This window comes from Sphingobium sp. LMA1-1-1.1 (genome assembly GCF_040676365.1).
Lineage (GTDB): Bacteria > Pseudomonadota > Alphaproteobacteria > Sphingomonadales > Sphingomonadaceae > Sphingobium.
This window is the reverse complement of sequence record NZ_JBEGHS010000001.1, coordinates 87,237-108,498: the sequence shown is the minus strand read 5'-3', so window position 1 is coordinate 108,498 and position 21,262 is coordinate 87,237. Positions and strand designations below refer to the sequence as shown.

General features: G+C 64.3%; 28 protein-coding genes. 16 read left to right on the top strand and 12 right to left on the bottom strand.

Annotated elements, in window-relative coordinates:
- Positions 1-49: 49 nt before the first annotated feature.
- Complete coding sequence (locus tag MRBLMA1_RS00590; RefSeq protein ID WP_133652337.1) at positions 50-943, bottom strand: LysR family transcriptional regulator; 894 nt, start codon at positions 941-943, stop codon at positions 50-52.
- 108 nt (positions 944-1,051) lie between these two features.
- Here MRBLMA1_RS00590 and MRBLMA1_RS00585 point away from each other — a divergent pair, with 108 nt between their 5' ends.
- The 4 genes from MRBLMA1_RS00585 to MRBLMA1_RS00570 all read left to right on the top strand — a co-directional run bounded on the left by MRBLMA1_RS00585 (position 1,052) and on the right by MRBLMA1_RS00570 (position 4,684).
- A complete protein-coding gene (locus MRBLMA1_RS00585) occupies positions 1,052-1,771 on the top strand; it encodes a pirin family protein (protein ID WP_363734483.1) in 720 nt (239 codons plus the stop codon).
- Positions 1,772-1,896: 125 nt separating this feature from the next.
- Entirely contained in the window at positions 1,897-2,496 is a 600-nt protein-coding gene (gene wrbA / locus MRBLMA1_RS00580) for an NAD(P)H:quinone oxidoreductase (protein ID WP_363734482.1), read from the top strand.
- 228 nt (positions 2,497-2,724) lie between these two features.
- Positions 2,725-3,627, top strand: coding sequence for a prolipoprotein diacylglyceryl transferase (gene lgt / locus MRBLMA1_RS00575; protein ID WP_363734481.1), 903 nt, complete (start codon positions 2,725-2,727; stop codon positions 3,625-3,627).
- Positions 3,617-4,684, top strand: coding sequence for a class I SAM-dependent methyltransferase (locus MRBLMA1_RS00570; protein ID WP_363734480.1), 1,068 nt, complete (start codon positions 3,617-3,619; stop codon positions 4,682-4,684). The genes lgt and MRBLMA1_RS00570 overlap by 11 nt, the downstream gene beginning before the upstream one ends.
- Positions 4,685-4,701: 17 nt before the next feature.
- Here the strand turns inward: MRBLMA1_RS00570 and gmk are convergent, their stop codons facing one another.
- From gmk to MRBLMA1_RS00550, 4 genes are read right to left on the bottom strand one after another with little or no spacing between them, the layout of a single operon-like run.
- The gene (gmk, locus tag MRBLMA1_RS00565) at positions 4,702-5,367 is read right to left on the bottom strand and encodes a guanylate kinase (protein ID WP_363734479.1); all 666 of its coding nucleotides are present in this window, start codon (positions 5,365-5,367) and stop codon (positions 4,702-4,704) included.
- A 53-nt stretch (positions 5,368-5,420) separates the two neighbouring features.
- Positions 5,421-5,762, bottom strand: a complete 342-nt coding sequence (locus MRBLMA1_RS00560) for a hypothetical protein (protein WP_363734478.1) — start codon at positions 5,760-5,762, stop codon at positions 5,421-5,423.
- A 49-nt stretch (positions 5,763-5,811) separates the two neighbouring features.
- Complete coding sequence (gene fumC, locus MRBLMA1_RS00555) at positions 5,812-7,212, bottom strand: class II fumarate hydratase (RefSeq protein WP_414714743.1); 1,401 nt, start codon at positions 7,210-7,212, stop codon at positions 5,812-5,814.
- A gap of 52 nt (positions 7,213-7,264) precedes the next feature.
- A complete protein-coding gene (locus tag MRBLMA1_RS00550) occupies positions 7,265-7,741 on the bottom strand; it encodes an SspB family protein (RefSeq protein ID WP_133652345.1) in 477 nt (158 codons plus the stop codon).
- Between the two features lie 99 nt (positions 7,742-7,840).
- Here MRBLMA1_RS00550 and hisB point away from each other — a divergent pair, with 99 nt between their 5' ends.
- The 7 genes from hisB (at position 7,841) to MRBLMA1_RS00515 (ending at position 11,972) form a co-directional block, all read left to right on the top strand.
- A complete protein-coding gene (gene hisB / locus MRBLMA1_RS00545; RefSeq protein WP_133652346.1) occupies positions 7,841-8,428 on the top strand; it encodes an imidazoleglycerol-phosphate dehydratase HisB in 588 nt (195 codons plus the stop codon).
- Positions 8,425-9,042 (top strand): imidazole glycerol phosphate synthase subunit HisH, encoded by a 618-nt coding sequence (gene hisH / locus MRBLMA1_RS00540; protein WP_363734476.1) that lies wholly within the window; start codon positions 8,425-8,427, stop codon positions 9,040-9,042. Before hisB ends, hisH begins: the two co-directional genes overlap by 4 nt.
- 16 nt (positions 9,043-9,058) lie before the next feature.
- Positions 9,059-9,796, top strand: coding sequence for a 1-(5-phosphoribosyl)-5-[(5-phosphoribosylamino)methylideneamino]imidazole-4-carboxamide isomerase (hisA, locus tag MRBLMA1_RS00535; RefSeq protein WP_133652403.1), 738 nt, complete (start codon positions 9,059-9,061; stop codon positions 9,794-9,796).
- Complete coding sequence (hisF, locus tag MRBLMA1_RS00530) at positions 9,793-10,557, top strand: imidazole glycerol phosphate synthase subunit HisF (RefSeq protein WP_133652348.1); 765 nt, start codon at positions 9,793-9,795, stop codon at positions 10,555-10,557. The genes hisA and hisF overlap by 4 nt, the downstream gene beginning before the upstream one ends.
- Before the next feature lie 160 nt (positions 10,558-10,717).
- Positions 10,718-10,957, top strand: a complete 240-nt coding sequence (locus MRBLMA1_RS00525; RefSeq protein ID WP_363735353.1) for a PEP-CTERM sorting domain-containing protein — start codon at positions 10,718-10,720, stop codon at positions 10,955-10,957.
- 42 nt (positions 10,958-10,999) lie between these two features.
- Complete coding sequence (locus tag MRBLMA1_RS00520) at positions 11,000-11,320, top strand: phosphoribosyl-ATP diphosphatase (protein WP_133652349.1); 321 nt, start codon at positions 11,000-11,002, stop codon at positions 11,318-11,320.
- A 76-nt stretch (positions 11,321-11,396) separates the two neighbouring features.
- Positions 11,397-11,972 (top strand): hypothetical protein, encoded by a 576-nt coding sequence (locus tag MRBLMA1_RS00515; protein WP_363734475.1) that lies wholly within the window; start codon positions 11,397-11,399, stop codon positions 11,970-11,972.
- A 98-nt stretch (positions 11,973-12,070) separates the two neighbouring features.
- Here MRBLMA1_RS00515 and MRBLMA1_RS00510 read toward each other — a convergent pair whose 3' ends face one another.
- On the bottom strand, positions 12,071-12,994 hold the full coding sequence (locus tag MRBLMA1_RS00510; protein ID WP_363735352.1) for a histone deacetylase family protein: 924 nt from the start codon (positions 12,992-12,994) through the stop codon (positions 12,071-12,073).
- Positions 12,995-13,052: 58 nt separating this feature from the next.
- Between MRBLMA1_RS00510 and MRBLMA1_RS00505 the strand changes: the two genes are divergently transcribed.
- The 3 genes from MRBLMA1_RS00505 to MRBLMA1_RS00495 all read left to right on the top strand — a co-directional run bounded on the left by MRBLMA1_RS00505 (position 13,053) and on the right by MRBLMA1_RS00495 (position 15,632).
- Positions 13,053-14,522 carry a L,D-transpeptidase family protein gene (locus MRBLMA1_RS00505; protein ID WP_363734474.1) on the top strand — a complete coding sequence of 490 codons (1,470 nt, stop codon included), beginning with the start codon at positions 13,053-13,055 and terminating at the stop codon, positions 14,520-14,522.
- A gap of 5 nt (positions 14,523-14,527) precedes the next feature.
- On the top strand, positions 14,528-14,812 hold the full coding sequence (locus MRBLMA1_RS00500; protein ID WP_363734473.1) for a hypothetical protein: 285 nt from the start codon (positions 14,528-14,530) through the stop codon (positions 14,810-14,812).
- A gap of 139 nt (positions 14,813-14,951) precedes the next feature.
- The gene (locus MRBLMA1_RS00495; protein ID WP_363734472.1) at positions 14,952-15,632 is read left to right on the top strand and encodes a murein L,D-transpeptidase catalytic domain family protein; all 681 of its coding nucleotides are present in this window, start codon (positions 14,952-14,954) and stop codon (positions 15,630-15,632) included.
- Positions 15,633-15,731: 99 nt separating this feature from the next.
- Here the strand turns inward: MRBLMA1_RS00495 and MRBLMA1_RS00490 are convergent, their stop codons facing one another.
- The 6 genes from MRBLMA1_RS00490 to crcB form a co-directional block, all read right to left on the bottom strand.
- Positions 15,732-16,460, bottom strand: coding sequence for a hypothetical protein (locus tag MRBLMA1_RS00490; protein ID WP_363734471.1), 729 nt, complete (start codon positions 16,458-16,460; stop codon positions 15,732-15,734).
- A 94-nt stretch (positions 16,461-16,554) separates the two neighbouring features.
- Positions 16,555-17,250, bottom strand: a complete 696-nt coding sequence (locus MRBLMA1_RS00485) for an ATP12 family chaperone protein (protein ID WP_363734470.1) — start codon at positions 17,248-17,250, stop codon at positions 16,555-16,557.
- Entirely contained in the window at positions 17,247-17,513 is a 267-nt protein-coding gene (locus MRBLMA1_RS00480) for a hypothetical protein (protein WP_363734469.1), read from the bottom strand. Before MRBLMA1_RS00480 ends, MRBLMA1_RS00485 begins: the two co-directional genes overlap by 4 nt.
- Complete coding sequence (locus tag MRBLMA1_RS00475) at positions 17,510-18,184, bottom strand: HAD-IA family hydrolase (RefSeq protein WP_363734468.1); 675 nt, start codon at positions 18,182-18,184, stop codon at positions 17,510-17,512. Before MRBLMA1_RS00475 ends, MRBLMA1_RS00480 begins: the two co-directional genes overlap by 4 nt.
- Positions 18,181-19,503, bottom strand: coding sequence for an RluA family pseudouridine synthase (locus MRBLMA1_RS00470; protein WP_363734467.1), 1,323 nt, complete (start codon positions 19,501-19,503; stop codon positions 18,181-18,183). The genes MRBLMA1_RS00475 and MRBLMA1_RS00470 overlap by 4 nt, the downstream gene beginning before the upstream one ends.
- On the bottom strand, positions 19,500-19,883 hold the full coding sequence (gene crcB, locus MRBLMA1_RS00465; RefSeq protein ID WP_363734466.1) for a fluoride efflux transporter CrcB: 384 nt from the start codon (positions 19,881-19,883) through the stop codon (positions 19,500-19,502). The genes MRBLMA1_RS00470 and crcB overlap by 4 nt, the downstream gene beginning before the upstream one ends.
- Here crcB and MRBLMA1_RS00460 point away from each other — a divergent pair.
- Both MRBLMA1_RS00460 and MRBLMA1_RS00455 read left to right on the top strand, forming a co-directional pair.
- The gene (locus tag MRBLMA1_RS00460; protein ID WP_363734465.1) at positions 19,882-20,040 is read left to right on the top strand and encodes a hypothetical protein; all 159 of its coding nucleotides are present in this window, start codon (positions 19,882-19,884) and stop codon (positions 20,038-20,040) included. The genes crcB and MRBLMA1_RS00460 overlap by 2 nt on opposite strands.
- A 65-nt stretch (positions 20,041-20,105) precedes the next feature.
- Positions 20,106-21,257, top strand: a complete 1,152-nt coding sequence (locus MRBLMA1_RS00455) for a hypothetical protein (RefSeq protein WP_363734464.1) — start codon at positions 20,106-20,108, stop codon at positions 21,255-21,257.
- Positions 21,258-21,262: the final 5 nt, after the last annotated feature.

The window sequence follows — 21,262 nt, the reverse complement described above, 5'->3', positions numbered from 1 at the left end:
CGAAATGATTCAGATGGAGTCAATATGGATTCGTCTTCGAAACGAGAACTCAGCAGCCATGATGGCGGGTGAGGAAATCCAGCACCGCATCGACCCGCGCGGGCCGCAACCGCGACGGCGGCGTCACCAGATGGATGCCGATCGGCGGCGGCCGCCAGTCCACCAACAGTTCTTCCAGTTCACCAGCGGCCAGCGCTTGCCCGACGATGAAGTCGGGCAGACGGGCAATGCCGACCCCGGCACGCAGGGCCGGCAGCATCGCCTCGCCGCTGTTGACAGTCAGGCGGGCGCGTACCTGCACCACGACATTCTGCTGGCCCGGCCCCGAAAAGCGCCAGACCTCAGGCGTCGGCGTGTTGGAATAGCAGAGGCAATCATGGCTGCCCAGGTCGGACGGATGGGCGGGGCGTCCCCGTTCCGCCAGATAGGCGGGCGACGCCACCACATGCAGTTCGACATCGGCCAGGCGTCGGGCCCGAAGCGAACTGTCGGGCATGTCGGCGATGCGGATGGTGGCGTCCAGGCCCATTTCCACCAGGTCGATGCGTGCGTCGGAGAGGTGGAGGTCGATGTCGACCAGCGGGTTCTGCTTCGTGAACTCGGCGACCAGCGGTGCGATGCGGAGCAAGCCGAAGGTCATCGGTGCGCCGAGCCTGACAATGCCGGAAAGTTCGGCCGTTTCATCTCTGGCCGCTTCCTCCGCTGCCTGCCCCTCGGACAGGATGCGCGCCGCATGATCGGCCAGCCGCCTGCCGCTTTCGGTCAGCGCGAGGCGACGGCTGGTGCGGCTGAACAGGCTGGTGTCCAGATGCTGCTCCAGGCGCGTTACGGCCTTGGACACGGTGGCCTTGGACACGCTCAGTGCCTTGGCGGCGTCGGTGAAGCTGCGATGTTCGACCACGGCGGCGAACATCGCCCATGCCTCGAAATCCGGAAGACGCATAAGGAAACAATCCGTTTCAATGCTGCTTATTCAAGAAACGATCCTGATCGCTAGATGGGGATTAAGCAAGCCGGAACCGTCCGGCATCGCAATCGAAAGGCATTGATCATGAGTATGACAGTAGGGAGCCTGATCGAGCGTCGCCCCTTCGCGTCCCTCGGTCATGCCGATCATGGCTGGCTGAATGCGCGTCACCATTTTTCCTTTGGCGACTATCATGATCCCGCCCGCATGAACTGGGGCGCGATCCGCGTCTGGAACGATGATGAAATACGCCCCCGTTCGGGTTTTCCGCCGCATCCGCATGCGGACATGGAGATCATCACCTATGTCCGCAAGGGCGCGATCACCCATCAGGACAGCCTGGGCAACAGAGGTCGTACCGAGGCCGGCGACGTCCAGGTGATGAGCGCGGGCACCGGCATCCGCCATGCCGAATATAATCTGGAAGACGAGACGACGACCCTCTTTCAGATCTGGGTCACGCCGCGCTCCAAGGGCGGTCAGCCATGCTGGGGCGCCAAGCCTTTTCCGAAGGGCGACCGATCGGGCGGGCTGGTCGTTCTGGCAAGCGGCCACGCCGAGGATGGCGAGGCGTTGCGCGTCCGCGCCGACGTCAGGCTGCTCGGCGGAACCGTCAAGGCGGGCGAGAGCGTGACCTACGACAGTGCCGAGGGGCGCCACCTCTATCTGGTTCCGGCAACCGGCCGGATCGAGATTGACGGCCAGATTTTCGAGGCGCGGGACGGCGCTGCGATCATCGGCGGCGCGCCCATCGTCATCACCGCCATCGAGGACGCCGAAATCGTCCTGGTGGACAGCGAATAAGGCCCGCCCTTCCTCCCTCTGGGCAGGCCGAAAGGCCGCCTGCGCTCTTCCCCTCCCCCGGCGCAGGCGGCCAACTGTTTTGAAACCTTTTTATTAACAATGCATTAGATGAAATGGAGACGCACATGGCTAAAGTTCTGGTTCTCTACTACTCCTCCTACGGCCACATCGAGACGATGGCGAAGGCCGTGGCGGAAGGCGCCGCCGCCGCAGGGGCGCAGGTCGACATCAAGCGCGTGCCCGAAACGGCGCCGCTGGAAGTCGCGCAGGCTGCTCATTTCAAGCTCGATCAGGAAGCCCCGATTGCGAGCGTCGCCGATCTGGCCGACTATGACGCGATCATCGTCGGCACCGGCACCCGTTTCGGCCGCATGTCGAGCCAGATGGCGGCGTTTCTGGACCAGGCCGGCGGCCTTTGGGCACGCGGCGCGCTGAACGGCAAGGTGGGCGGCGCCTTCACCTCTACGGCAAGCCAGCATGGCGGACAGGAAACCACGCTGTTCTCGATCATCACCAACCTGCTGCATTTCGGCATGGTCATCGTCGGCCTCGACTATGGCTTTGCCGCGCAGATGGGCGTCGACAAGGTACGCGGGGGTGCGCCCTATGGCGCGACCACGCTGACCGGTGGCGACGGTAGCCGCCAGCCGGGCGAAGAAGAACTGGAAGGCGCGCGCTACCAGGGCCGCCGCATAGCGGAAACGGCGCTGAAGCTGCACGGGTAACACATCGCTGCGCCGTCTTGGCGGTGCAGTCGTTGAGAGCCTTGGGTCGCAGGGCATCAACGCAGAGGGAGCCGGCGCATTGGACTGCGCGTCGGCTCCCTTTCTGCATCCGGGATGCGACGGGACATGTCATTGCGGGTGCGCCCCATCATGGCTGCGGTCGACATGCAGCCTTCCTGAAGCAGGTCGATCAACTTCCTCCCTTCCCTCAGTCCCCCACCTTGCTCTATGGCGGGGACCGAATTTCCCAAGGGGAACGCCAACTTGATCCTTGACCTTGCCGCCGCCGCTTCGGGGGCCATCCGCTTCGACCAGCTCGGCCTCAGCCCGGTTGCCCTCGACCTCGGCTTCTTCACGCTGAAATGGTACAGCCTCGCCTATCTGGCGGGCATATTGATCGGCTACTGGTATCTGCTGAAGCTGATTGCCCAGCCCGGTTCCCCCATGGCGCGCCGCCATGCGGACGACATGATCTTCTATGCGACGCTGGGCATCATCATCGGCGGGCGGCTGGCCTATGTGTTCTTCTACCAGCCCGAAATCCTTCGCCATCCGCTCGACATCTTCAAGCTGTGGAACGGCGGCATGTCCTTTCACGGCGGCGCGGTCGGCGTGTCGCTCGGCATTCTCTACATGGCGCGCAAGGAAAAGCTCTCCTGGCTGCGCATCCATGATTTCGTTGCCTGCTGCGTACCGTTCGGCCTGTTCTTCGGCCGGCTCGCCAATTTCGTGAACGGGGAGCTGTGGGGCAAGGAAACCGATGTGCCCTGGGCGATCGTCTTCCCGACCGGCGGCCCCTTCCCCCGCCATCCCAGCCAGCTTTACGAGGCTTTCCTGGAGGGCATCGTGCTGTTCCTGATCCTTGCCTTTGCCTTCTGGAAAACCCGCGCGCGCTACAAGCCCGGCATGTTGGTGGGCATCTTCCTGCTCTGCTATGGCATCTTCCGCTTCGGGGTCGAATATTTCCGTGAAGCCGACGCGCAGCTCATGGAATTCGCGGCCCGCACCGGCCTGCACATGGGCCAGTGGCTGTGCGTGCCGATGATCCTGGGCGGCCTGTACCTGATCTTCACCGCCCGGAGCCGCCGCATACGCGTGGAACCGATAGCGGGCAGCGCGAGTGTCAGTTGAGCTGAGCCTGTCGGAACGCCTGGCGCGCCAGATCGCGTCAGGCGGACCGATTTCCATCGCCCATTATATGGCGGAGGCGAACCAGCATTATTACGGCACGCGGGACCCGCTGGGCGCCGCTGGCGACTTCACCACCGCGCCGGAAATCAGCCAGATGTTCGGAGAACTGGTGGGGCTGTGCCTGGCGGACGTCTGGATGCGGTCGGGCAGCCGGCCGGATATCGGCTATGTCGAACTCGGCCCCGGTCGCGCTACGCTCGCCTCCGACGCGCTACGGGCGATGGCCAGCATATCCTTCGTCCCCCGGGTCCATTTCGTGGAGACCAGCCCCAGCCTGCGTGAACGGCAAAGGACGCTGATCCCCAATGTCCTGCATCACGATGCCGTCTCCGGCCTGCCAGAACAGGGTCCGTTGCTGGTCGTCGCGAACGAATTTTTCGACGCCTTGCCCGTGCGGCAGATCGTGCGCAGCGGCGGGGAATGGCGCGAACGGGTGGTGATCTGCCCCGATCCGGACCAGCCCGATCGCTTCGCGCCCGTCACCGGCTATCGCCGCGTCGAATCGGGCATCCCGCCCCTTGCCACCGAAGCGCCGGAAGGTGCGATACTGGAGATGCCGCTGGCGGGCACGGCGATCGCGCTGGAACTCGCACACAGGATCGCGCGGCAGGGCGGCGCAGCTATCATCATAGACTATGGCTATGAGGGGCCGGCTCTGGGGGATACGTTGCAGGCGGTGCGCGCGCACCGTTTCGCGGACCCTTTCATCGAGCCGGGCGAAAGCGACCTCACCACCCATGTCGACTTCACCATGATCGGCAACATGGCGCGACAGGCAGGGCTGCGGGTGCTGGGACCGGTCGGTCAGGGCGCCTTCCTGCGTCAGCTCGGCATCGACGCCCGCGCCGATCAACTGGCCCGCACGACGCCGGCCCGCGCGGAAGAGGTGGAGGCAGCGCGCCTGCGGCTGACCGCCGACGATGCAATGGGAACGCTGTTCAAGGCGATGGCCTGGGTCCATCCCGATTGGGCTGAACCAGCGGGTTTTGAGGGATAGGCCTGGCCTGGCTTCCCTCAATCTTCCTGGTGATAGCGGCTCAGCCTGCGGATGAAGCCGATGAGGCCCGTCTGCCGGCTGCGCTTCATGCGCTCGGCATGCAGGATGGTCTGGACGCGCTGGAAACAATCGTCCGCATCCACATTGCACAGGACATAATCATAGCCGTCCCAATGCGCGATCTCTCCAGCGGCGCGGGACATGCGACCCTCGATCACCTCATTGCTGTCGGTCGCCCGTCCGCGCAGGCGACGCTCCAGTTCCTCCATCGACGGCGGCAGGATGAACACCCGCACCACGTCCCCGCCCGCAATCTGGTGGAGCTGCTGCGCGCCCTGCCAATCGATATCGAACAGAACGTCGCGGCCCGACTTCAACATCGCCTCCACCGCAGCGCGGGGCGTGCCATAGCGCTGGCCGAAGACATGCGCCCATTCCAGGAACTCATGATCGGCGGTCATGCGCCGGAATTCCTCCAGATCGACGAAATGATAATCCTTGCCGTCGACCTCTCCCGGCCGCATCGGGCGGGTCGTCGCCGACACGGACATGGCAAGATCCGGCTCGGCGGCCAGCAACTTGCGCGCAATGGTCGATTTACCGGCGCCGGACGGGGAGGAAAGAACGAACAGGACGCCGCGGCGCTTGAAATCGGGCGTCTCTATGGAGCTGCTGTCGGCCATGGCCGCTCTTGGCGCCATGGACGGGATTTGGCAAGGGGGACTCTGTCGCGCCGTCAGCCCTTGCGAGCCTTGCGCGCCTCCTCGATCAGGATGGGCGGCGGGCTGGCGTCCGGCAGGGCCTTGGCCATGCGCTTGCGATCCGCCTCGCGCTTCGCCTCATAGACCTTGCCGGCCATATAGGCGCCGGTCACGAACAGCGTGCCCATGGGATGGCGCATGATGAGCCGTTTTGCGCCCATGCCCGCCAACAGGCCGATCACGCCCTTCTTGCCGGTATCGGCGGCCACACGCGCAGCAACGACGGTCGCGCCGACGCGGGCTACCTTTCTCAGCAGCCCGTCCTTGCGGGGCGAGCGGACGGCGATGACGGGCTTGTCAGACGATTTTTTCCTCATGGGACATGAATGTACCGCAGCGCGTCGGGTTCCACCATGGTGATGTGGATCAAACCATATTTTCCGGTCGAACAAGCCGGTCGAAGCTTGCCTCGTCGACCAGCCCCAGTTGCAGGCCCGCCTCCTTCAGCGTCAGCCCTTCGGCATGCGCATGTTTCGCGATCCTGGCGGCATTGTCATAGCCAATCTCCGGCGCCAGCGCAGTGACCAGCATGAGCGAGCGGTCGACCAGCTCGGCAATCCGCCTCTCATTCGCCTCCAGCCCATCGATGCAGCGTTCGGCAAAGCTCTCCATCCCCACGCTCAGCAGATGGATCGACCGCAGCACCGCAGCGCCGATCATCGGCTTGAAGACATTGAGTTCCAGATGCCCCTGCAGGCCGCCTACCGTCGCCGCCTGGTGATTGCCGATCACCTGTGCGGCGACCATGGTCAGCATCTCGCACTGGGTGGGATTGACCTTGCCCGGCATGATGGAGCTGCCCGGCTCATTGGCCGGCAGGTCGAGTTCGCCAAGGCCGGAGCGCGGCCCGCTGCCGAGCAGGCGGATGTCATTGGCGATCTTGGTCAGCGCCACCGCCAGCGTCGCGAGGGTAGAGGACAGATGGACCAGCGGGTCATTGGAGGCGAGTGCCTCGAACTTGTTGTCGGCGGCCCGGAACGGCAGGCCGGTCAGCGCAGCGATCTCCTTCGCCACCGCCACGTCGAAGCCCTTGGGCGCATTGAGGCCGGTGCCGACCGCCGTACCGCCCTGCGCCAGCGCCATCATGCCGTGCATGACCGCCGGCTCGATCCGCTTGCGGCCGCGGTAGAGTTGATGGGCATAGCCGGAAAATTCCTGACCCAGCGTGAGCGGCGTCGCGTCCTGCAAATGCGTGCGGCCGATCTTGACGATGCCGTCCCAGGCCTTCGCCTTGGCGTCGAGCGCGGCGTGGAGCCGGTCGAGCGCCGGAAACAGTTCCGCCGTTACGGCCCGCGCCGCCGCGATGTGCAGGGCGGTCGGAAAGCTGTCATTGGACGACTGGCCCACGTTCACATGGTCGTTGGGGTGGACGGGGCTCTTGCCGCCGCGCCTGCCCGTCATGCCCTCGTTGGCGATGCCGGCGATCACCTCATTGACGTTCATGTTGGATTGGGTACCGCTGCCGGTCTGCCAGATGACGAGCGGGAACTGGTCGTCATGCCTGCCTGCGACGACCTCGGCCGCGGCAGCCTCTATGGCATCGGCCAAGCCCGACTCAAGCCCGTGGCCGCGATTCACCCGCGCCGCCGCCTGTTTCACGATGGCCAGCGCATGGATGATGCCGATCGGCATGCGTTCGCCCGCGCCGAAGGGAAAATTCTCGATGCTTCGCTGGGTCTGCGCGCCCCAATAGGCGCTGGCCGGCACGTCAATGGCGCCGATGCTGTCGGTTTCGATGCGGCTGTCGTTCAAGTCGGGCACTCCCATGAAATCGCCGGAGTGCCGTCAATCTGGGGAGGCTCGACCCGTTATTCCAGCCTTATTTCTTCTTGCCGAAGTCAACCGTCACGACGTTGGAGCCGTCCTCCGTCGTCACCTGCGGCGCGTCATTTTCCGCCTCTTCATGCGGTTCTGGGGCAATGTCGGCCTGCGCCTGGAACTGAAGCGCGAAATTCACCGCCGGATCGACGAAGGCGGTGATCGCGGCGAACGGAATCGTCAGGTGCGCCGCCACCTGGTTGAAGGTCAGGCTGACCCCGAATTCGTCGTCACTGACCTTCAGATCCCAGAATTTGTTCTGGAGCACGATGGTCATTTCGTCGGGAAAGCGCTCGACCAGATGGCGGGGAATATCCACTCCGGCCGCCTGAGTCTTGAAGGTGATGTAGAAATGATGCGTCCCCGGCAGGCCACCGGACCGCTCGATCTCACCCAGCACGCGGCCAACCACTGCGCGCAGGGCCTCCTGCACGATTTCATCATAGGGAATCAGGCTGTCGGGCAGGTCGTCGCTCATGCGCCAATGTCCTAACGGCGCAGCGGCGCGGGTCAAGTCCGCGCCAAAGATTGCCCGAGCACATTGCAAGACGGGCACAGTGCGCTATAGGGCGCAGCCATGCGCACGGCCGACATTCACCGCAATACTGCGGAAACGCAGATCGACGTGACCGTCAACCTGGACGGCACCGGCATCTATACCGTTTCGACGGGCATTGGCTTCCTGGATCACATGATCGAGCAGCTGTCTCGTCATTCGCTGATCGACATGGACGTGAAGACGGTCGGCGACCTGCATGTGGACCAGCATCACACGACCGAGGACACGGCGATCGCCATTGGCGAGGCGGTGGCGAAGGCGCTTGGCGACAAACGCGGCATTTCCCGCTACGGCAGCGTCTATTCCCCGATGGACGAGACGCTGACCCGCGTGTCGCTGGACATTTCCGGCCGCCCCTGGCTGGTGTTCAAGGTGGGCCTCACCGTCCAGAGCATCGGGGAATGGGACAGCGAGATGGTGGAGCATTTCTTCCACAGCTTCGCCCAGGCCGCCGGGATCACGCTGCACATCGAAAATCTCTACGGCAGCAACAATCACCATATCGTCGAAAGCTGCTTCAAGGGCCTCGCCCGCGCGTTGCGGCAGGCGGTGGAGATCGACCCGCGCAAGGCAGACGCCATTCCCTCGACCAAGGGGATGCTGTGACAGCGCTTGCCCTGATCGACTATGGCGCGGGCAACCTTCATTCGGTGCATAACGCCCTGCGCAAGGCGGGGGCGGATCACGCCGTCATCACCGCCGATCCGGAAGTCGTAACCAGGGCGGATCGCATCGTCCTGCCCGGCGTCGGCGCCTTCCGCGCCTGCCGCGACGCGCTGGTCGCGATCCCCGGCATGGTGGAGGCGATGAACGAAGCCGTCCACAAGCGCGGCGTGCCTTTCCTGGGCGTGTGCGTGGGCATGCAGTTGCTGGCCGATGCCGGGGAAGAGTTCGGCCGCCATGAAGGCCTGGGCTGGATAGCCGGCACCGTCAGGCTGATCGAGCCGAGCGACCCCGCGATCAAGGTGCCGCACATGGGCTGGAACGACGTGATGCTGCGCGGCACGCCGCCGCTGCTACATGCGGGCGAGGCCTATTTCCTGCACAGCTATCATTTCGAGGCCGCCGACCAGGCGGATGTCGCCGCCGTCACCGATCATGGCGGGCCGCTGGTCGCCGCGGTGGCGCGCGACACGATCATCGGCTGCCAGTTTCACCCGGAAAAGAGCCAGAGCTATGGCCTTTCCTTCCTGTCCCGTTTTCTGGATTGGCGTCCCTGAAACCGCCGAGGATAATATGAGCCTGATCGTCTTCCCCGCCATCGACCTCAAGGGCGGCCAGGTCGTCCGCCTGGCCGAGGGCGACATGAACCGCGCCACCGTCTATGGCGACAATCCAGCCGCCCAGGCGGTGCTGTTCGCGCAAGCGGGCGCGCAGCATCTGCATGTGGTGGACCTGGACGGCAGCTTTGCGGGCCGCGCGGTCAATGCCGAGGCTGTCGAGGCGATCGTCGCGGCCTTTCCCGGCCATGTGCAACTGGGCGGCGGCATCCGCAATCGGGAGGCGGTGGAACGCTGGTTCGACCTCGGCGTATCGCGCATCGTCATCGGCACGGCGGCGCTCAAGGATCCGGACTTCGTCAAGGCGGCCGCGCGGGACTTCCCCGGCGGGATCGTGGTGGCGGTGGATGCGCGGGACGGCTTCGTCGCGACCGATGGCTGGGCGGAGAAGTCCGACATGCCAGTGGTCGACCTTGCCCGCCGGTTCGAGGATGCGGGCGTGGCCAGCCTGCTGTTCACCGATGTCGGCCGCGACGGCCTGCTCAAGGGCTGCAATATCGACGCGACCGTCGATCTGGCCCGCGCCACCGACATTCCGGTGATCGCCAGCGGCGGCGTCGCCGGGATCGCGGACATTCGCGTGCTGAGCCTGCATGCCGACGAGGGCATTGAGGGCGTGATCACGGGCCGCGCGCTCTATGACGGGCGGCTGGACCTGAAGGCGGCGCTGGCGGTGGCGCAGGCGGCGGCATGACTGTCCGCACCCGCGTCATCCCCTGCCTGGACGTCGCCAATGGCCGCGTGGTCAAGGGCGTGAACTTCATCGATCTGCGCGATGCGGGCGATCCGGTCGAGCAGGCGAAGATCTATGACGCGGCGGGTGCGGACGAGCTCTGCTTCCTCGACATCACCGCCACGCATGAGGCGCGCGGCACGATCATCGACGTGGTCCGGCGCACGGCGGAGGTCTGCTTCATGCCGGTGACCGTGGGTGGCGGCGTGCGCAGCCCGGAGGATGCCCGCGCCTTGCTGCTGGCCGGCGCGGACAAGGTCGCGGTGAACAGCGCGGCGGTCGCCCGGCCGGAGGTGGTGGCCGACATTGCCGACCGCTTCGGCAGCCAGTGCATCGTCGGCTCGGTCGATGCGCGACGGGTGGGCGACGGCCGTTGGGAAATCTTCACCCATGGCGGCCGCAAGCCCACCGGCATCGATGCGCTGGAGCATGCGGTGCGTCTTGCCGAACTGGGCGCCGGCGAACTGCTGGTCACGTCCATGGATGGGGACGGCACCAAGGCGGGCTATGACCTTGCCCTTACCCGTACCATCGCCGACGCGGTGTCGGTACCCGTGATCGCCAGCGGCGGCGTGGGCACGCTGCATCATCTGGTCGAAGGTGTTGTCGAGGGGCATGCCAGCGCGGTGCTCGCGGCCTCCATATTTCACTTCGGTCAACATAGCATTGCTGAAGCGCATCAGGCGCTGGCTGCCGCGGGCATCGCCGTTCGGGCCACCTGATCGACCCGGTTGCTCCGAAAATGTCGGTTGCCTTTACATTAACCAATGAAGGCAGATCGGCATTAACCATGACGGCCCCGCGAGGCCTGCAATTCGCTCGAATGGCACGATGCCTGCATCTCTTCGCCCACCTGACCTAATCAACAGCGGGGTGAAGATGATGAATGTGAACAAGCTGCTTCTGGCCGCCGGCGTGGTCGCTCTGATGGGTGCGGCGGCTCCGGCGGAAGCGACGTGGTGCTGGGGCAAGAAGTGCGGCGGTTCCAGCAGCTCCGGCGGCGGTTCGTCGTCCGGCGGCGCGCCGACGCCAGTGCCCGAACCGGAGCAGATGGCGCTGTTCGGCCTTGGCGCCGCAGCGCTCGGCGCACGGGTTTTCGTTGCCCGGCGCAAGCGCAAGTAAATTTTCGTTTGACGGCTCGCGCGCGTGGCGCTTCATGGCGCCATGCGCGCGACCCTTTTCGACCTTGAACGAACCATCCGCCAAAGGCGGGAGGCCGATCCCGACCAGTCCTATGTGGCGAGGCTGACCGCACGCGGCCGGGCCAAGATCGCGCAGAAGGTCGGCGAGGAGGCCGTGGAGACGGTGATCGCCGCCATGGCGTCGGATCGCGACGGAGCGATAGGCGAAAGCGCGGACCTGCTGTTCCACCTGCTGGTGCTGCTGGCCGATCTCGACATTTCCCTGGACGATGTGCTGGACGAACTCGACCGGAGAGAGGGCGTGTCGGGCATCGCGGAAAAGGCTTCCCGCACGGCCGACTGATCGCCCGTCGGGAAAGATATTGCGGCTTTGGCGTTTGTCCGTCAGCCTCTCAGCCATTGAGAGGACAGGAGGGCATATGTTCAAGACCCTGTTGGGCGGCCTGATCGGCGGCGTCACACTCTATATTGTCGGTTTCATCTTCTGGGGGACGCCGCTCAGCGCCCTCGCCTTTCACCGTGCGGAGGCCGCCGCCGGCAGCAACCTGCAGGCCGCCCTCGCGCAGGCGCTGACGCCATCCGGCACCGGCGTCTATGTGATTCCCGATCCGTCCACCGCCCAGGGCACCATCCTTTACGGCAAGGGTCCGGTCGCAACGATCTTCTACAATAATGGCGGATTTCCCGTGACTGACGCCAGCGCGCTGATCGGCGGCCTGATCCTGGCGCTGGTCGTCGGCGTCATCATCGCGCTGATGCTGCGGTTCGTGGACGCAGACAGCAGGATGAGAGCAACGGTCCTGTTCGCACTGGCGGCGGTGCTGTGGCTGCATATCGGCCAGGCCGTGTTCAACCATGCGCCGTGGGGCTACATTCTTTATCTGGCCTTCAGCGATTTCGTCGCCCTGGTCGCGGCGGGACTGGTTGCCGCGAAAATCATGGAAAGCCGGCATGCGCCCGAAGCCCAATCGGTGAACCCCGATACGGTGCATTAGAGCGATTTCCAAGCGATCGGAACCGATCGCTGGTTAAGAAATCGCGGAAAACAAGGAAACCAGAGCGGGGATCTGATTCAATCAGATCGAAATCCGCTCTAAAGGGTCGGGCTATAGCCCCCAGCCCCCATCGCCTCTTCCGCCAGGCGGATCATGCATTCCGCATGTCGGCGGGCAACGGCCATTCGATCCTCGCCATAGCCGCCGCCCATGGTGCTGGCCAGCGGAATAGCGCGACTGCGCGCGCAGCGCATCACCGCGCGGTCCCGGCGGTCCAGCCCTGCGTCGCTGAGCGCCAGCCGCCCCAGCCGGTCATCCACATGCGGGTCGACGCCGGCCTGATAGAGGATCAGGTCAGGCTGGAAATCGTCGAGCGTTCGCGGGAAAACCTTCATCAACGCATCCATATAGGCCTCATCGCCCGTTCCATCGGGAAGGCCGATATCAAGTGTCGAGCGAGCCTTGCGCACGGGGAAATTCCGTTCCGCATGGATGGAGAGGGTGAAGATTTCGCTCCGTCCCCCAGTCATCACCGCCGTACCGTCGCCCTGATGGACGTCGAGGTCGAGGATCAATATGCGGTTCACCCCCCGCTCCTCGATCAGCCGGTGGGCGGCGATGGCAAGGTCGTTGAACACGCAATATCCCGCCCCACTGTCGGGCAGCGCGTGATGGCTGCCGCCCGCCGCATTGGCAGCATAGCCATGCTGCATGGCGAGCCGCGCCGCCAGCCACGTGCCGCCGGGCGACAGCATGGAGCGGCGCGACACCCGCTCCGTCACGGAAAAGCCGATGCGCCTTTCCTTTTCCCGAGGAACAGTCTGCGTCGCCACCTCTTCGACATAGGCCGGATCGTGAACCGCCTCTATCCACGCGCGCGGCATCGGGGCGGGTTCATGCACGGTAAAGGCTGTCGCCGCCATGCTCAGCGCTTCCATCACAAGCCCATATTTGTCGAAGCGAAAGGAACTGCCCTCTGTTGCCGGAGAGACATAAGCCGGATGGTGAACGACATGCAGCATCATCTTATCCGCTATCTTCGAGTTTGAACGATGCGGGCTTTGCGCTATCTGGTCCAGCATGAACCGTCCCGAATTGATCCGTTTTTCCATTATTTCCCTCCTGAGCGCTGTCGCGAGCCCGACAGTGGCGCAGCCGCCGACGGTCGCGCCGACCATCCCGGCGCCCTCGTCTCAACCGCCGGCGCCTCAGGTGATACTGCCGCCCGCGATGGTGACGCCGCCGCCCGTGCCACTACCGCAACCGACGGCAGCGCAGGAAAAATGGCTGAACGACTGGCTCAGGGGTGGCGCGGTTCAGGGGCTGATGGCGCGAGCCAGAGCGACCGAGACGCTCAAGGGCGATGCCCTTCTGTCCGCCGTGCTGGATCGAGCGAAGGCGTTGAGCACGGGCCGCGTGGACACCGCCGATTTCCTGGAGATCTGGGCTTTGCGGCCGGCGCGCTTCGATCCTCGCCCCGGCCTTGCCAAGGCGATCAGCGAGGACAGGCTGCCGCAATGGGCGCTCAGCCTGACGCCGCCCTATGCCGGCTATGACGGACTTCGCAAGGGCCTGGCCAATTACGAGCGGATTCGCGACGCGGGAGGCTGGCCGACCCTGACGGCGCACTCCTCCCCCGACGTCGTGCGCGCGCGCATCGCGATCGAGGACAAGAGCGTCACGCCCACCGAGAAGCTGGTTGATGTTCTGCAGCGGGCGCAGCGGCGCTATGGTCTCAATCCCACCGGCCTGCTCGACGCGCGGACGCTCAAGGAATTGAACGTGCCGGTGGACGACCGCATCGCCGCGATCATGGCGAATATGGAACGCTGGCGCTGGATGCCCCGCGAGTTGCCGGTTAACCGGGTGCAGGTGAACATCGCCGCGGCGGTGCTGACAGTGTTCGAGGGTGATGAACCCGTGACGTCGATGCGCGCCGTCACCGGCGCGCCGGACAATGCGACGCCGATGCTGTCGTCCAGCATCCATTCGATCGTCGTCAATCCGCCCTGGAACGTCCCCGCCTCCATCGCGAAGCGCGAATTGTGGCCCAAGGGGCGCGCCACGCTGATCCGGCAAGGCTACAAGATTGTCGGCACGCCGGAGACTGGCGAGCGGATAGTGCAGCCGGCGGGCCCCAACAGCGCGCTCGGCCGGTTGAAGTTCGACTTCAACAACCCGTTCGCCGTCTATCTGCACGATACGCCGTCACGGGCGAAGTTTTCGAGCTATGACCGATTGGCGAGCCATGGCTGCATCCGCCTGGAAAAGCCCGTTCCGTTGGCGGAACTGATGGTGGCCGGCAATCCCGATCTGGCGGGCAAGATCCAGTCGCTGATCGATACCGGCAAGACCCAGAGGGTGTCGCTGCCCAAGGAAGTGGCCGTGTACCTGCTCTACTGGACAGCCTTTGCCGGCAATAATGGCACGATGAGCTTCCGTTCCGATCCCTATGGCTGGGACAAGCTGCTGGCCGAGAAGATCGAAGCGTCCAGCCGCCGCGTGGATCCGACCGCCGCGCCCGCCACCTCCATCGCATCCAAGGATTGATCTTCATGCGCAAATTCGCCCTTGTCGCCCTCGCCGGCACGCTCGTCCTCGCCGCCTGCGGCAAGAAGGAGGAAGAGGCGCCAGTGACCAATAATCTGGTCGAGCCGCCTGCGGAGAACGTCATCCAGGAAGAACCCGTCGCGCCGGCGCCCGAGCCGAGCAACAATGCCGCGCCGGAACCCGCGCCGCCGCCCAGCATTTCCGAACAGCAGCAAATCGAGGACGATGCCGCCGCGACCGGCATGACCGCGCGCCTCGGCGGAGACGAAGGCGCCAACGCCACGGAATAGGACCCGGCGTCCCCTTCGCGATCGCCCCGCCCCGAAAAGGAGGCGGGACGGCGGTTTTACGGTCATTGCCGGGACTGACGGCGGGGACGACACTGCCCCGCCCTTGGACTGGCGCTGCTCCTTTGCTATATTGCGATTCATGGATCGTCGCAGTTTTACCAAGCTCGCTTTGAGCGGGCTGGCTTTTTCGTTTCTGGCCGACAGTGCGGGGCGCGCCGCTCCGCTGGGCGAAATGCAGCCGCAACCGGCTGTTCCCCCTGCGCCACGCCCGGCATCGACCGGACCGCTCGCTACCCAGCCCTATGCACAACTGCTGGAGCGCGCAAAGGCTGCTCTGGATCAGCACGGTCACATGTTCACCCTGCGCGACCGGGTCGCACTGGCCGATTTCAACGCGCCGTCACGCGAATTGCGCTTCCATGTCGTCGATCTGATCGGCGGCCAGACAAGCTCCTATCTCGTCGCCCATGGCCGCGGTTCCGACCCGGAACATTCGGGCTGGCTCCAGAGCTTTTCCAATGAGCCCAATTCGATGGCGAGCAGTTCCGGTGCCTTCAAGACCAGCGAAATCTATGAGGGCCAACATGGCCGGGCAATGCGCCTGGCGGGCCTGGATCCCCAGAACAACAATGCGGAAATGCGCGCCATCGTTGTACATGGCGCCGATTATGTCAGCGAAAACCATATCGCCACCTGGGGCAAGATTGGCCGCAGCGAGGGCTGTTTCGCGCTTGCCCGCCATATGCTGCCGCAATTTATCGGCCTGATGGGTCCCGGTCGCCTGCTCTATGCCGACAAGATCGTGGGCATAGCGGCTTGAAGCGGGACTGACCTGGTTGAAATACGGCCTGCTCCCGCGACCCGCGCTACGGCGCAAGCCGATGCGGGAGCACGACTGAACCAAAGTACGAAAGCGGCGTCAGCCCGCTTTCGTACCCGTCATCGCCTCGATCGAGGGCTTGTTCATCGCATCGATGGTGCCGTCGCTCAGCATGGCCTTGCCCATGGTCAGCGCCTCGGCGGACAGGGCCGGGTCGTTTGCGGTCTGGCTGGCACCGATCAGCGCGGACAGCAGGATGTTCCGGGACACCGCATCCTTGCCATTTTCCGCGACTGACTTGCGCGCGAGGGCAAGGGCCTCCTCATAGAGCGGGTCCGCAGCCGTCTTGTCACCGCCGACCAGCTTCTGATTGCCCATCTGGATCAATATGCCAGCGAAGATATTGCGGCTGGCGGCGTCGGTCGGCTTCGCTTCCGCCAGCTTGCGCCAATAGGGCGCGGATTCGGTGTAAAGCGCGATCACCTTGTCCATCCGACCAAGCGCGCCCTGCGCCGCCGCATCTGCATAAAGCGCATTGGCGAGGAAATTCACATTGTCGATCCTGGCGGGATCGGCCTGCACCGCCGTGCGGATGGCGGGCAGTGCGGCTTCATATTTCGCGGCGGCGGCGGCATTGTCGCCAGCCTGCTGCGCGGTCTGTCCGGCGGTGAAATCAGTTACGGCCTGGTTGAAGGCGGCGATCTGTGCCGAGCTCATCTGCCCCGCGGCGGGAGCGGCCTGGGCCGCCTGCTGGGCCAGCGCAGGGGCCGATAGCGCAAGCGGCGCGGACAGGGTGATCAGGGCAAAGAGGGAAAAACGGGACAGCAAGATGGCGCACTCCTCGGTCATGCAACGAATGCGGGCGCGAGGGGATGGCCCGCCTGTTGATATTGAACGAAGACGCCGCGTCATTCCCACCCGGTCAGGCGCGAGTCGTCTCACAAAAGGCTCGTGCCATGGCAAATTCGTGCCTGCGCTGCGCTGACCGGGCCGCCGCCTCCTTGTCCTCGCCCCATTGTTCGACTTCCCATGCTTCGTCGATCTCGGCAGCCGTCCAGATCAGGTCGGCATCGTGGCCGCCCTCCACCACCGCCAGACCACAGACCAGCGAGCCGGACAGCGTCACCAGCGTCGAAAGGCCTGCCAGGGTAAAAGGATCAAAGGCTGTCACGACCGCCGTCAGCCGTGCCAGCGTCTCGTCGGGCTGAGCGACCGGAATGATACCCTGCGTCACCCGAAAGGCGACGTCGTAGCGCGCCATGGCCCATTCCAGCAGCGGATCCCAGGCCGCCGACTCCCGGACGACAAGCTCCGTCGGACCTTCCGCGCGATAGCAGAGCAGGTCGCTCTCGGCATAGCGGGCAATCCCAGCGGCAAAGCTCTCCCGATTGGGCGCGATCTGGTCGATGGCTCCGTTGGCGAGGCCGGTGAACGGCATGGATCGGGGGTCGACCACATCGCCCTGCGCGCGCCATTCTTCCGCAACCGCCTCTGCAAGCCTATGGGTGGGCAACGCCAGTGGCTCACGAGCCGGCGTACGGACCGGGCGGCCGTCAAGGTGGATTTCAAAACCGGATTCGCCCGCAACGACGGCAGCATCCTGGTAGAAGCGTTTCATGATTGCGGCGGTTTCCTGAACAATGCGAGCAGCAGACGCGGAACGATGACGAACTGGAACAGGCCGACGATGACGAAGATCGCGCCCATGGCCTTCGCCCTGTTTCCCTGCACCCAATGAAAGCGCTGCATCAGCACGAGAAAGCCGAACATCACCAGCAGCGCGCCCGACAGCCGGAACAGGCCAAGCGCGAAGAAGCGCTGGCGGGCGACCCGGTCCGGGTCCACGGGCGGAACGGGCGGAACGGGCGGCGTGCCTGTCATCGGGCATCCATATGGCAAGCGTGGATATGGCCGCGCAGTTCGGCGCTGTCCATGGCAACGCTGTGCGCCCCTGCGCTGACCAGTTCCTGCGGCGTGTGATAGCCCCAGCCGACGCCCAGAGCGCGCGTACCGGCAGACAGCGCCATGTCTATGTCGAAGCTGGTATCGCCGATCATCACCGTGCTTTGGGGCGTTGCCCCCGCCTCTGCCATGGCGGTAAGCAGCATGGAGGGATGCGGCTTGGAGGGATGGCGATCGGCGGTCTGCAACGTCACGAAATGGGCGTGGATGCCATGATGCCCAAGGCAGAGTTGCAATCCGCGGTCCGATTTGCCGGTAGCCACGCCCAGCAGCCAGCCATCGGCATCCAGTTCGCGGATCAGTTCCGCAATGCCGGGATAAAGGGGTTCCGACACCGCATTTTCGTGGCGAAGCTGCTGGAATGCCAGCTTGTAGCGGTCCGACAGATGATCATGATAATCGACCTCCGCATCGGGAAGCAGGCGCGCCATGGCTAGCGGAAGCGAAAGGCCGACCACCGACAGGATCGTCGCGCGATCCGGCGCGACCAGATTTTCGCCCTCGAATGCGCGGATCATGGCCGCGCAGATGCTGTGCTGGCTGTCGACCAGCGTGCCATCGCAATCGAATACGGCGAGCTTGTTGGTCATGACTTCCTGCGCGGCGCTCCGCCAGAACCACGCGCCCGCCGTTCGCCCTTGCGGTCCTTGCGGATCTGCTTGGCGTGGGCGCGGGCCGCCTTCTTCTCATCCTCCCGCGTGGGCGCGCGGGCGATTTCCTCGTCCAGCGGCAGGTCACCGGCGGAGAAGTCAAAGCCCAGCGAGGCAAGGCTGGCGGCAAAATGATCGGGCAAGTCGGCGCGCACGTCGACCCGGCCACCGTCGGGATGATCGACCCGGATGCGACGGGCGTGAAGGTGCATCTTGCGGCTGATCGTGCCGCTCAGAAAGGCCTCCTTGCCGCCATATTTGCCGTCGCCGACGATGGGATGGCCGATCGCCGCCATATGGACGCGCAACTGATGGGTGCGACCGGTATAGGGTTGCAGTTCGACCCAGGCGGCACGATTGCCCGCACGCTCGATCACGCGATAGCGCGAGCGGGAGGGAAGCCCCTCCTTCTCATCCACATGCATCTTCTCGCCGCCGGTGCCCGGCTGCTTGGCGATCGGCAGTTCGATCATGCCATCCTCGATGGAGGGCACGCCCATGACGATGGCCCAATAAACCTTGCGCGCCGTACGGCTGGAAAAAGCCTTGGCGAAGAAGGCGGCCGAGCGGGCCGTGCGCGCGATGAGCAGCGCGCCGGACGTGTCCTTGTCCAGCCGGTGGACAAGCTTGGGCCGCTGGTCAAGGTCGAACTCCAGCGCGTCGAGCAGGCCGTCGACATGATCTTCCGTCTTCGTGCCGCCCTGCGTGGCAAGACCGGGCGGCTTGTTGATGACGATGGCCTGCGCGTCGCGATGGATGACGAGCCCCTGGGCAAAGGCCGCCTGATCGTCCGTCAGTTGCGGGCGGACGCGTCTGGGCTTCGCGGTTTCGGGGGCCTTGGGCTCGGCAGGAGGGACACGGATGGTCTGTCCCTCGGCGACGCGGTCGCCCGGCGCGGCACGGGCGCCATCGACGCGCAACTGGCCAGTGCGCGCCCAGCGGGAGACGCTGTTGAAGCCGATGTCAGGCAGATGCCGCTGGAACCAGCGGTCGAGCCGTATGCCATCGTCATCTGCCGCCACGCGGAACTGCCGCACGTCCAGCGACACGCCCTTCGCCGGCGAAGAGGCGGCGGGCCGGGCGGCGGGCTTTGCCCCGGACGCCTTGGCGGCCGGCGCCTTTGCAGCGGATCGGGCGGCAGCCTTGGGCGCATCTGGCTTGCGGGCGCGAGCGGCCTTCGCCGCGCCGCGCGCACGGCCCGGAGCCGCAGCGCCCGGTTTGCGAGGGCCAGAGCCCTTGGCGGGAGGTCGGCCCTTCATGCGATGCTCCTCATAAAGGCCAGGCCGCCGGCCAACGCGCCCACCGCACCGATGACGGAAAGGACCACATAGGCGAGCGCGACGCCCATCTGCCCGCGCTCCATCATCAGCACGGTTTCCAGGCTGAAGGAAGAAAAGGTGGTGAAGCCGCCGAGCAGACCGACCGCCAGCAGCAGACGGATCGGCTCGCCCGCCGAGGTGTTGAAGCGCGCCAGCCACCCGGCGAGCAGGCCCATGACGAACCCGCCAACGACATTAGCGGCGAACGTCCCCCATGGCCAGGACGCACCGGGCATCATGTGGAAAGCAAGACGCCCGGTCAGATAGCGCAAGGCCGATCCGACAGCGCCCCCTGCCATGACGAGAAAGATATTGGTCATGCCGCCCGCCCTAGAGCATTTTTGCAAGGCTTGGGAAGCGGTCATTGGCCTGAGGATGGCCACCGCGTTCATGAAATGGATGGCAATAGCGGCAGCTATGGGTGATGACGAACTGAATCGTATCAGCCTGCCAAACGTCCTTGGTCAGCCGGAGTGAGGATTTGGTAATTCAAGTTTGCGTAGATAACGAACAACTTATCGAAGTGGGCCTGTTTGTTGAGAATGATCATCATCGCCTTGGCTGTCGCCGGGTGTAGCGGTTCGTCTGGCAAGGATATGCTGCCCCGAGACACAAGCTTCGGCACATTCTCCGGCAATGGCCCGTTCTTCATCAAAGAGGGAGACAAAACAGTCTTCAGCAGCCCCGGCGCAACCGACTATGTTGCCGTTATGGAACGAACGGATGCACCTGATGACAAGGTTATCGTCTATCGGTCCGCGAATGTCCTGAGAGAAGATAGATATCAGTTTGGTTGGACCCACACCAATATAACGGACCTCAAAAGCGGGATATCCATTCAATATTCTGGCCCGCCAAGGCATCGAGAGACGCTGATAATCAGTGGATCCGCAAAATCTCGTGGAACAACGGTTTATCTTGGCAAGCGTGAAGATACGGTTCTTGATGAAAAATGCCATATCTGGTCCTTCGACGGAACCGATCGGTATAGTGACAAATGTTTGACGGACGATGGGATTGTTCTTTGGCAGAAAAATTATGATCGCCGAGGGTCAATCGAAAGGCATTACAGGGCGGTTTCATTGGTTCGCCGCGCTTTGGGCCGAGATGAGCTTTCTGTTCCTGTCGACCTGCTGGAATGGCCCACATGGATGGCTCCCCTCGATCCGGATGCGAAGCACGGCCCCAATGACCAGGTCATCCTTTATGGGCGAAACGCCTGGAACGGAGCGTCAAAGGCGCAAATGATAAGACGCTTGGGAGACAACATCGCGACCTGGAAATGGGAACAGCGAAATCTCCGACAGATGCTGCTGAAATGGCCCGGCGCTATGGTGCGGTTCGACAGCGATGAAGACGGGGTTCCACTTGAACTTGCGATATCGCGAACCGGAGGAAGTTTGCTGTACTCACCTTCGAAATGGGAGGCCGAAAATCCCAGGAAATCCGAGTTTATTCGCGGCTACAGCTGTAGTTGGCGAACGACCATCCGTGCTTCCGAAGGCGACACCCGTGAGTGCAGGACAGCTAACGGCATGCTGCTGAAAAATGCCGACCGATATATCAGCCAAGTGACGGAGCTGACCGCCGCCTCCGCTTCCGTCGGTAAGCTGACAGAAGCTGATTTTCGACCGCCCGCCAAATGGCTGACCTTGGGTTTCTGGGCTACCCCGATTGTATCATCGCAGAAGTAAAATTT

Coding starts and splice junctions, on each gene's coding strand:
- MRBLMA1_RS00585 (WP_363734483.1), top strand. CDS start 1,052: ATGAGTATGACAGTAGGGAGCCTGATCGAGCGTCGCCCCTTCGCGTCC.
- MRBLMA1_RS00560 (WP_363734478.1), bottom strand. CDS start 5,762: ATGAGGAAAAAATCGTCTGACAAGCCCGTCATCGCCGTCCGCTCGCCC.
- fumC (WP_414714743.1), bottom strand. CDS start 7,212: ATGGGAGTGCCCGACTTGAACGACAGCCGCATCGAAACCGACAGCATC.
- MRBLMA1_RS00550 (WP_133652345.1), bottom strand. CDS start 7,741: ATGAGCGACGACCTGCCCGACAGCCTGATTCCCTATGATGAAATCGTG.
- wrbA (WP_363734482.1), top strand. CDS start 1,897: ATGGCTAAAGTTCTGGTTCTCTACTACTCCTCCTACGGCCACATCGAG.
- MRBLMA1_RS00470 (WP_363734467.1), bottom strand. CDS start 19,503: ATGAAGGGCCGACCTCCCGCCAAGGGCTCTGGCCCTCGCAAACCGGGC.
- MRBLMA1_RS00590 (WP_133652337.1), bottom strand. CDS start 943: ATGCGTCTTCCGGATTTCGAGGCATGGGCGATGTTCGCCGCCGTGGTC.
- MRBLMA1_RS00515 (WP_363734475.1), top strand. CDS start 11,397: ATGTTCAAGACCCTGTTGGGCGGCCTGATCGGCGGCGTCACACTCTAT.
- MRBLMA1_RS00505 (WP_363734474.1), top strand. CDS start 13,053: ATGAACCGTCCCGAATTGATCCGTTTTTCCATTATTTCCCTCCTGAGC.
- MRBLMA1_RS00510 (WP_363735352.1), bottom strand. CDS start 12,994: ATGCTGCATGTCGTTCACCATCCGGCTTATGTCTCTCCGGCAACAGAG.
- crcB (WP_363734466.1), bottom strand. CDS start 19,883: ATGACCAATATCTTTCTCGTCATGGCAGGGGGCGCTGTCGGATCGGCC.
- MRBLMA1_RS00495 (WP_363734472.1), top strand. CDS start 14,952: ATGGATCGTCGCAGTTTTACCAAGCTCGCTTTGAGCGGGCTGGCTTTT.
- MRBLMA1_RS00480 (WP_363734469.1), bottom strand. CDS start 17,513: ATGACAGGCACGCCGCCCGTTCCGCCCGTTCCGCCCGTGGACCCGGAC.
- MRBLMA1_RS00525 (WP_363735353.1), top strand. CDS start 10,718: ATGAATGTGAACAAGCTGCTTCTGGCCGCCGGCGTGGTCGCTCTGATG.
- gmk (WP_363734479.1), bottom strand. CDS start 5,367: ATGGCCGACAGCAGCTCCATAGAGACGCCCGATTTCAAGCGCCGCGGC.
- MRBLMA1_RS00460 (WP_363734465.1), top strand. CDS start 19,882: ATGCCGCCCGCCCTAGAGCATTTTTGCAAGGCTTGGGAAGCGGTCATT.
- MRBLMA1_RS00475 (WP_363734468.1), bottom strand. CDS start 18,184: ATGACCAACAAGCTCGCCGTATTCGATTGCGATGGCACGCTGGTCGAC.
- hisA (WP_133652403.1), top strand. CDS start 9,059: ATGAGCCTGATCGTCTTCCCCGCCATCGACCTCAAGGGCGGCCAGGTC.
- MRBLMA1_RS00500 (WP_363734473.1), top strand. CDS start 14,528: ATGCGCAAATTCGCCCTTGTCGCCCTCGCCGGCACGCTCGTCCTCGCC.
- hisB (WP_133652346.1), top strand. CDS start 7,841: ATGCGCACGGCCGACATTCACCGCAATACTGCGGAAACGCAGATCGAC.
- MRBLMA1_RS00455 (WP_363734464.1), top strand. CDS start 20,106: ATGATCATCATCGCCTTGGCTGTCGCCGGGTGTAGCGGTTCGTCTGGC.
- MRBLMA1_RS00520 (WP_133652349.1), top strand. CDS start 11,000: ATGCGCGCGACCCTTTTCGACCTTGAACGAACCATCCGCCAAAGGCGG.
- hisF (WP_133652348.1), top strand. CDS start 9,793: ATGACTGTCCGCACCCGCGTCATCCCCTGCCTGGACGTCGCCAATGGC.
- MRBLMA1_RS00485 (WP_363734470.1), bottom strand. CDS start 17,250: ATGAAACGCTTCTACCAGGATGCTGCCGTCGTTGCGGGCGAATCCGGT.
- lgt (WP_363734481.1), top strand. CDS start 2,725: ATGGCGGGGACCGAATTTCCCAAGGGGAACGCCAACTTGATCCTTGAC.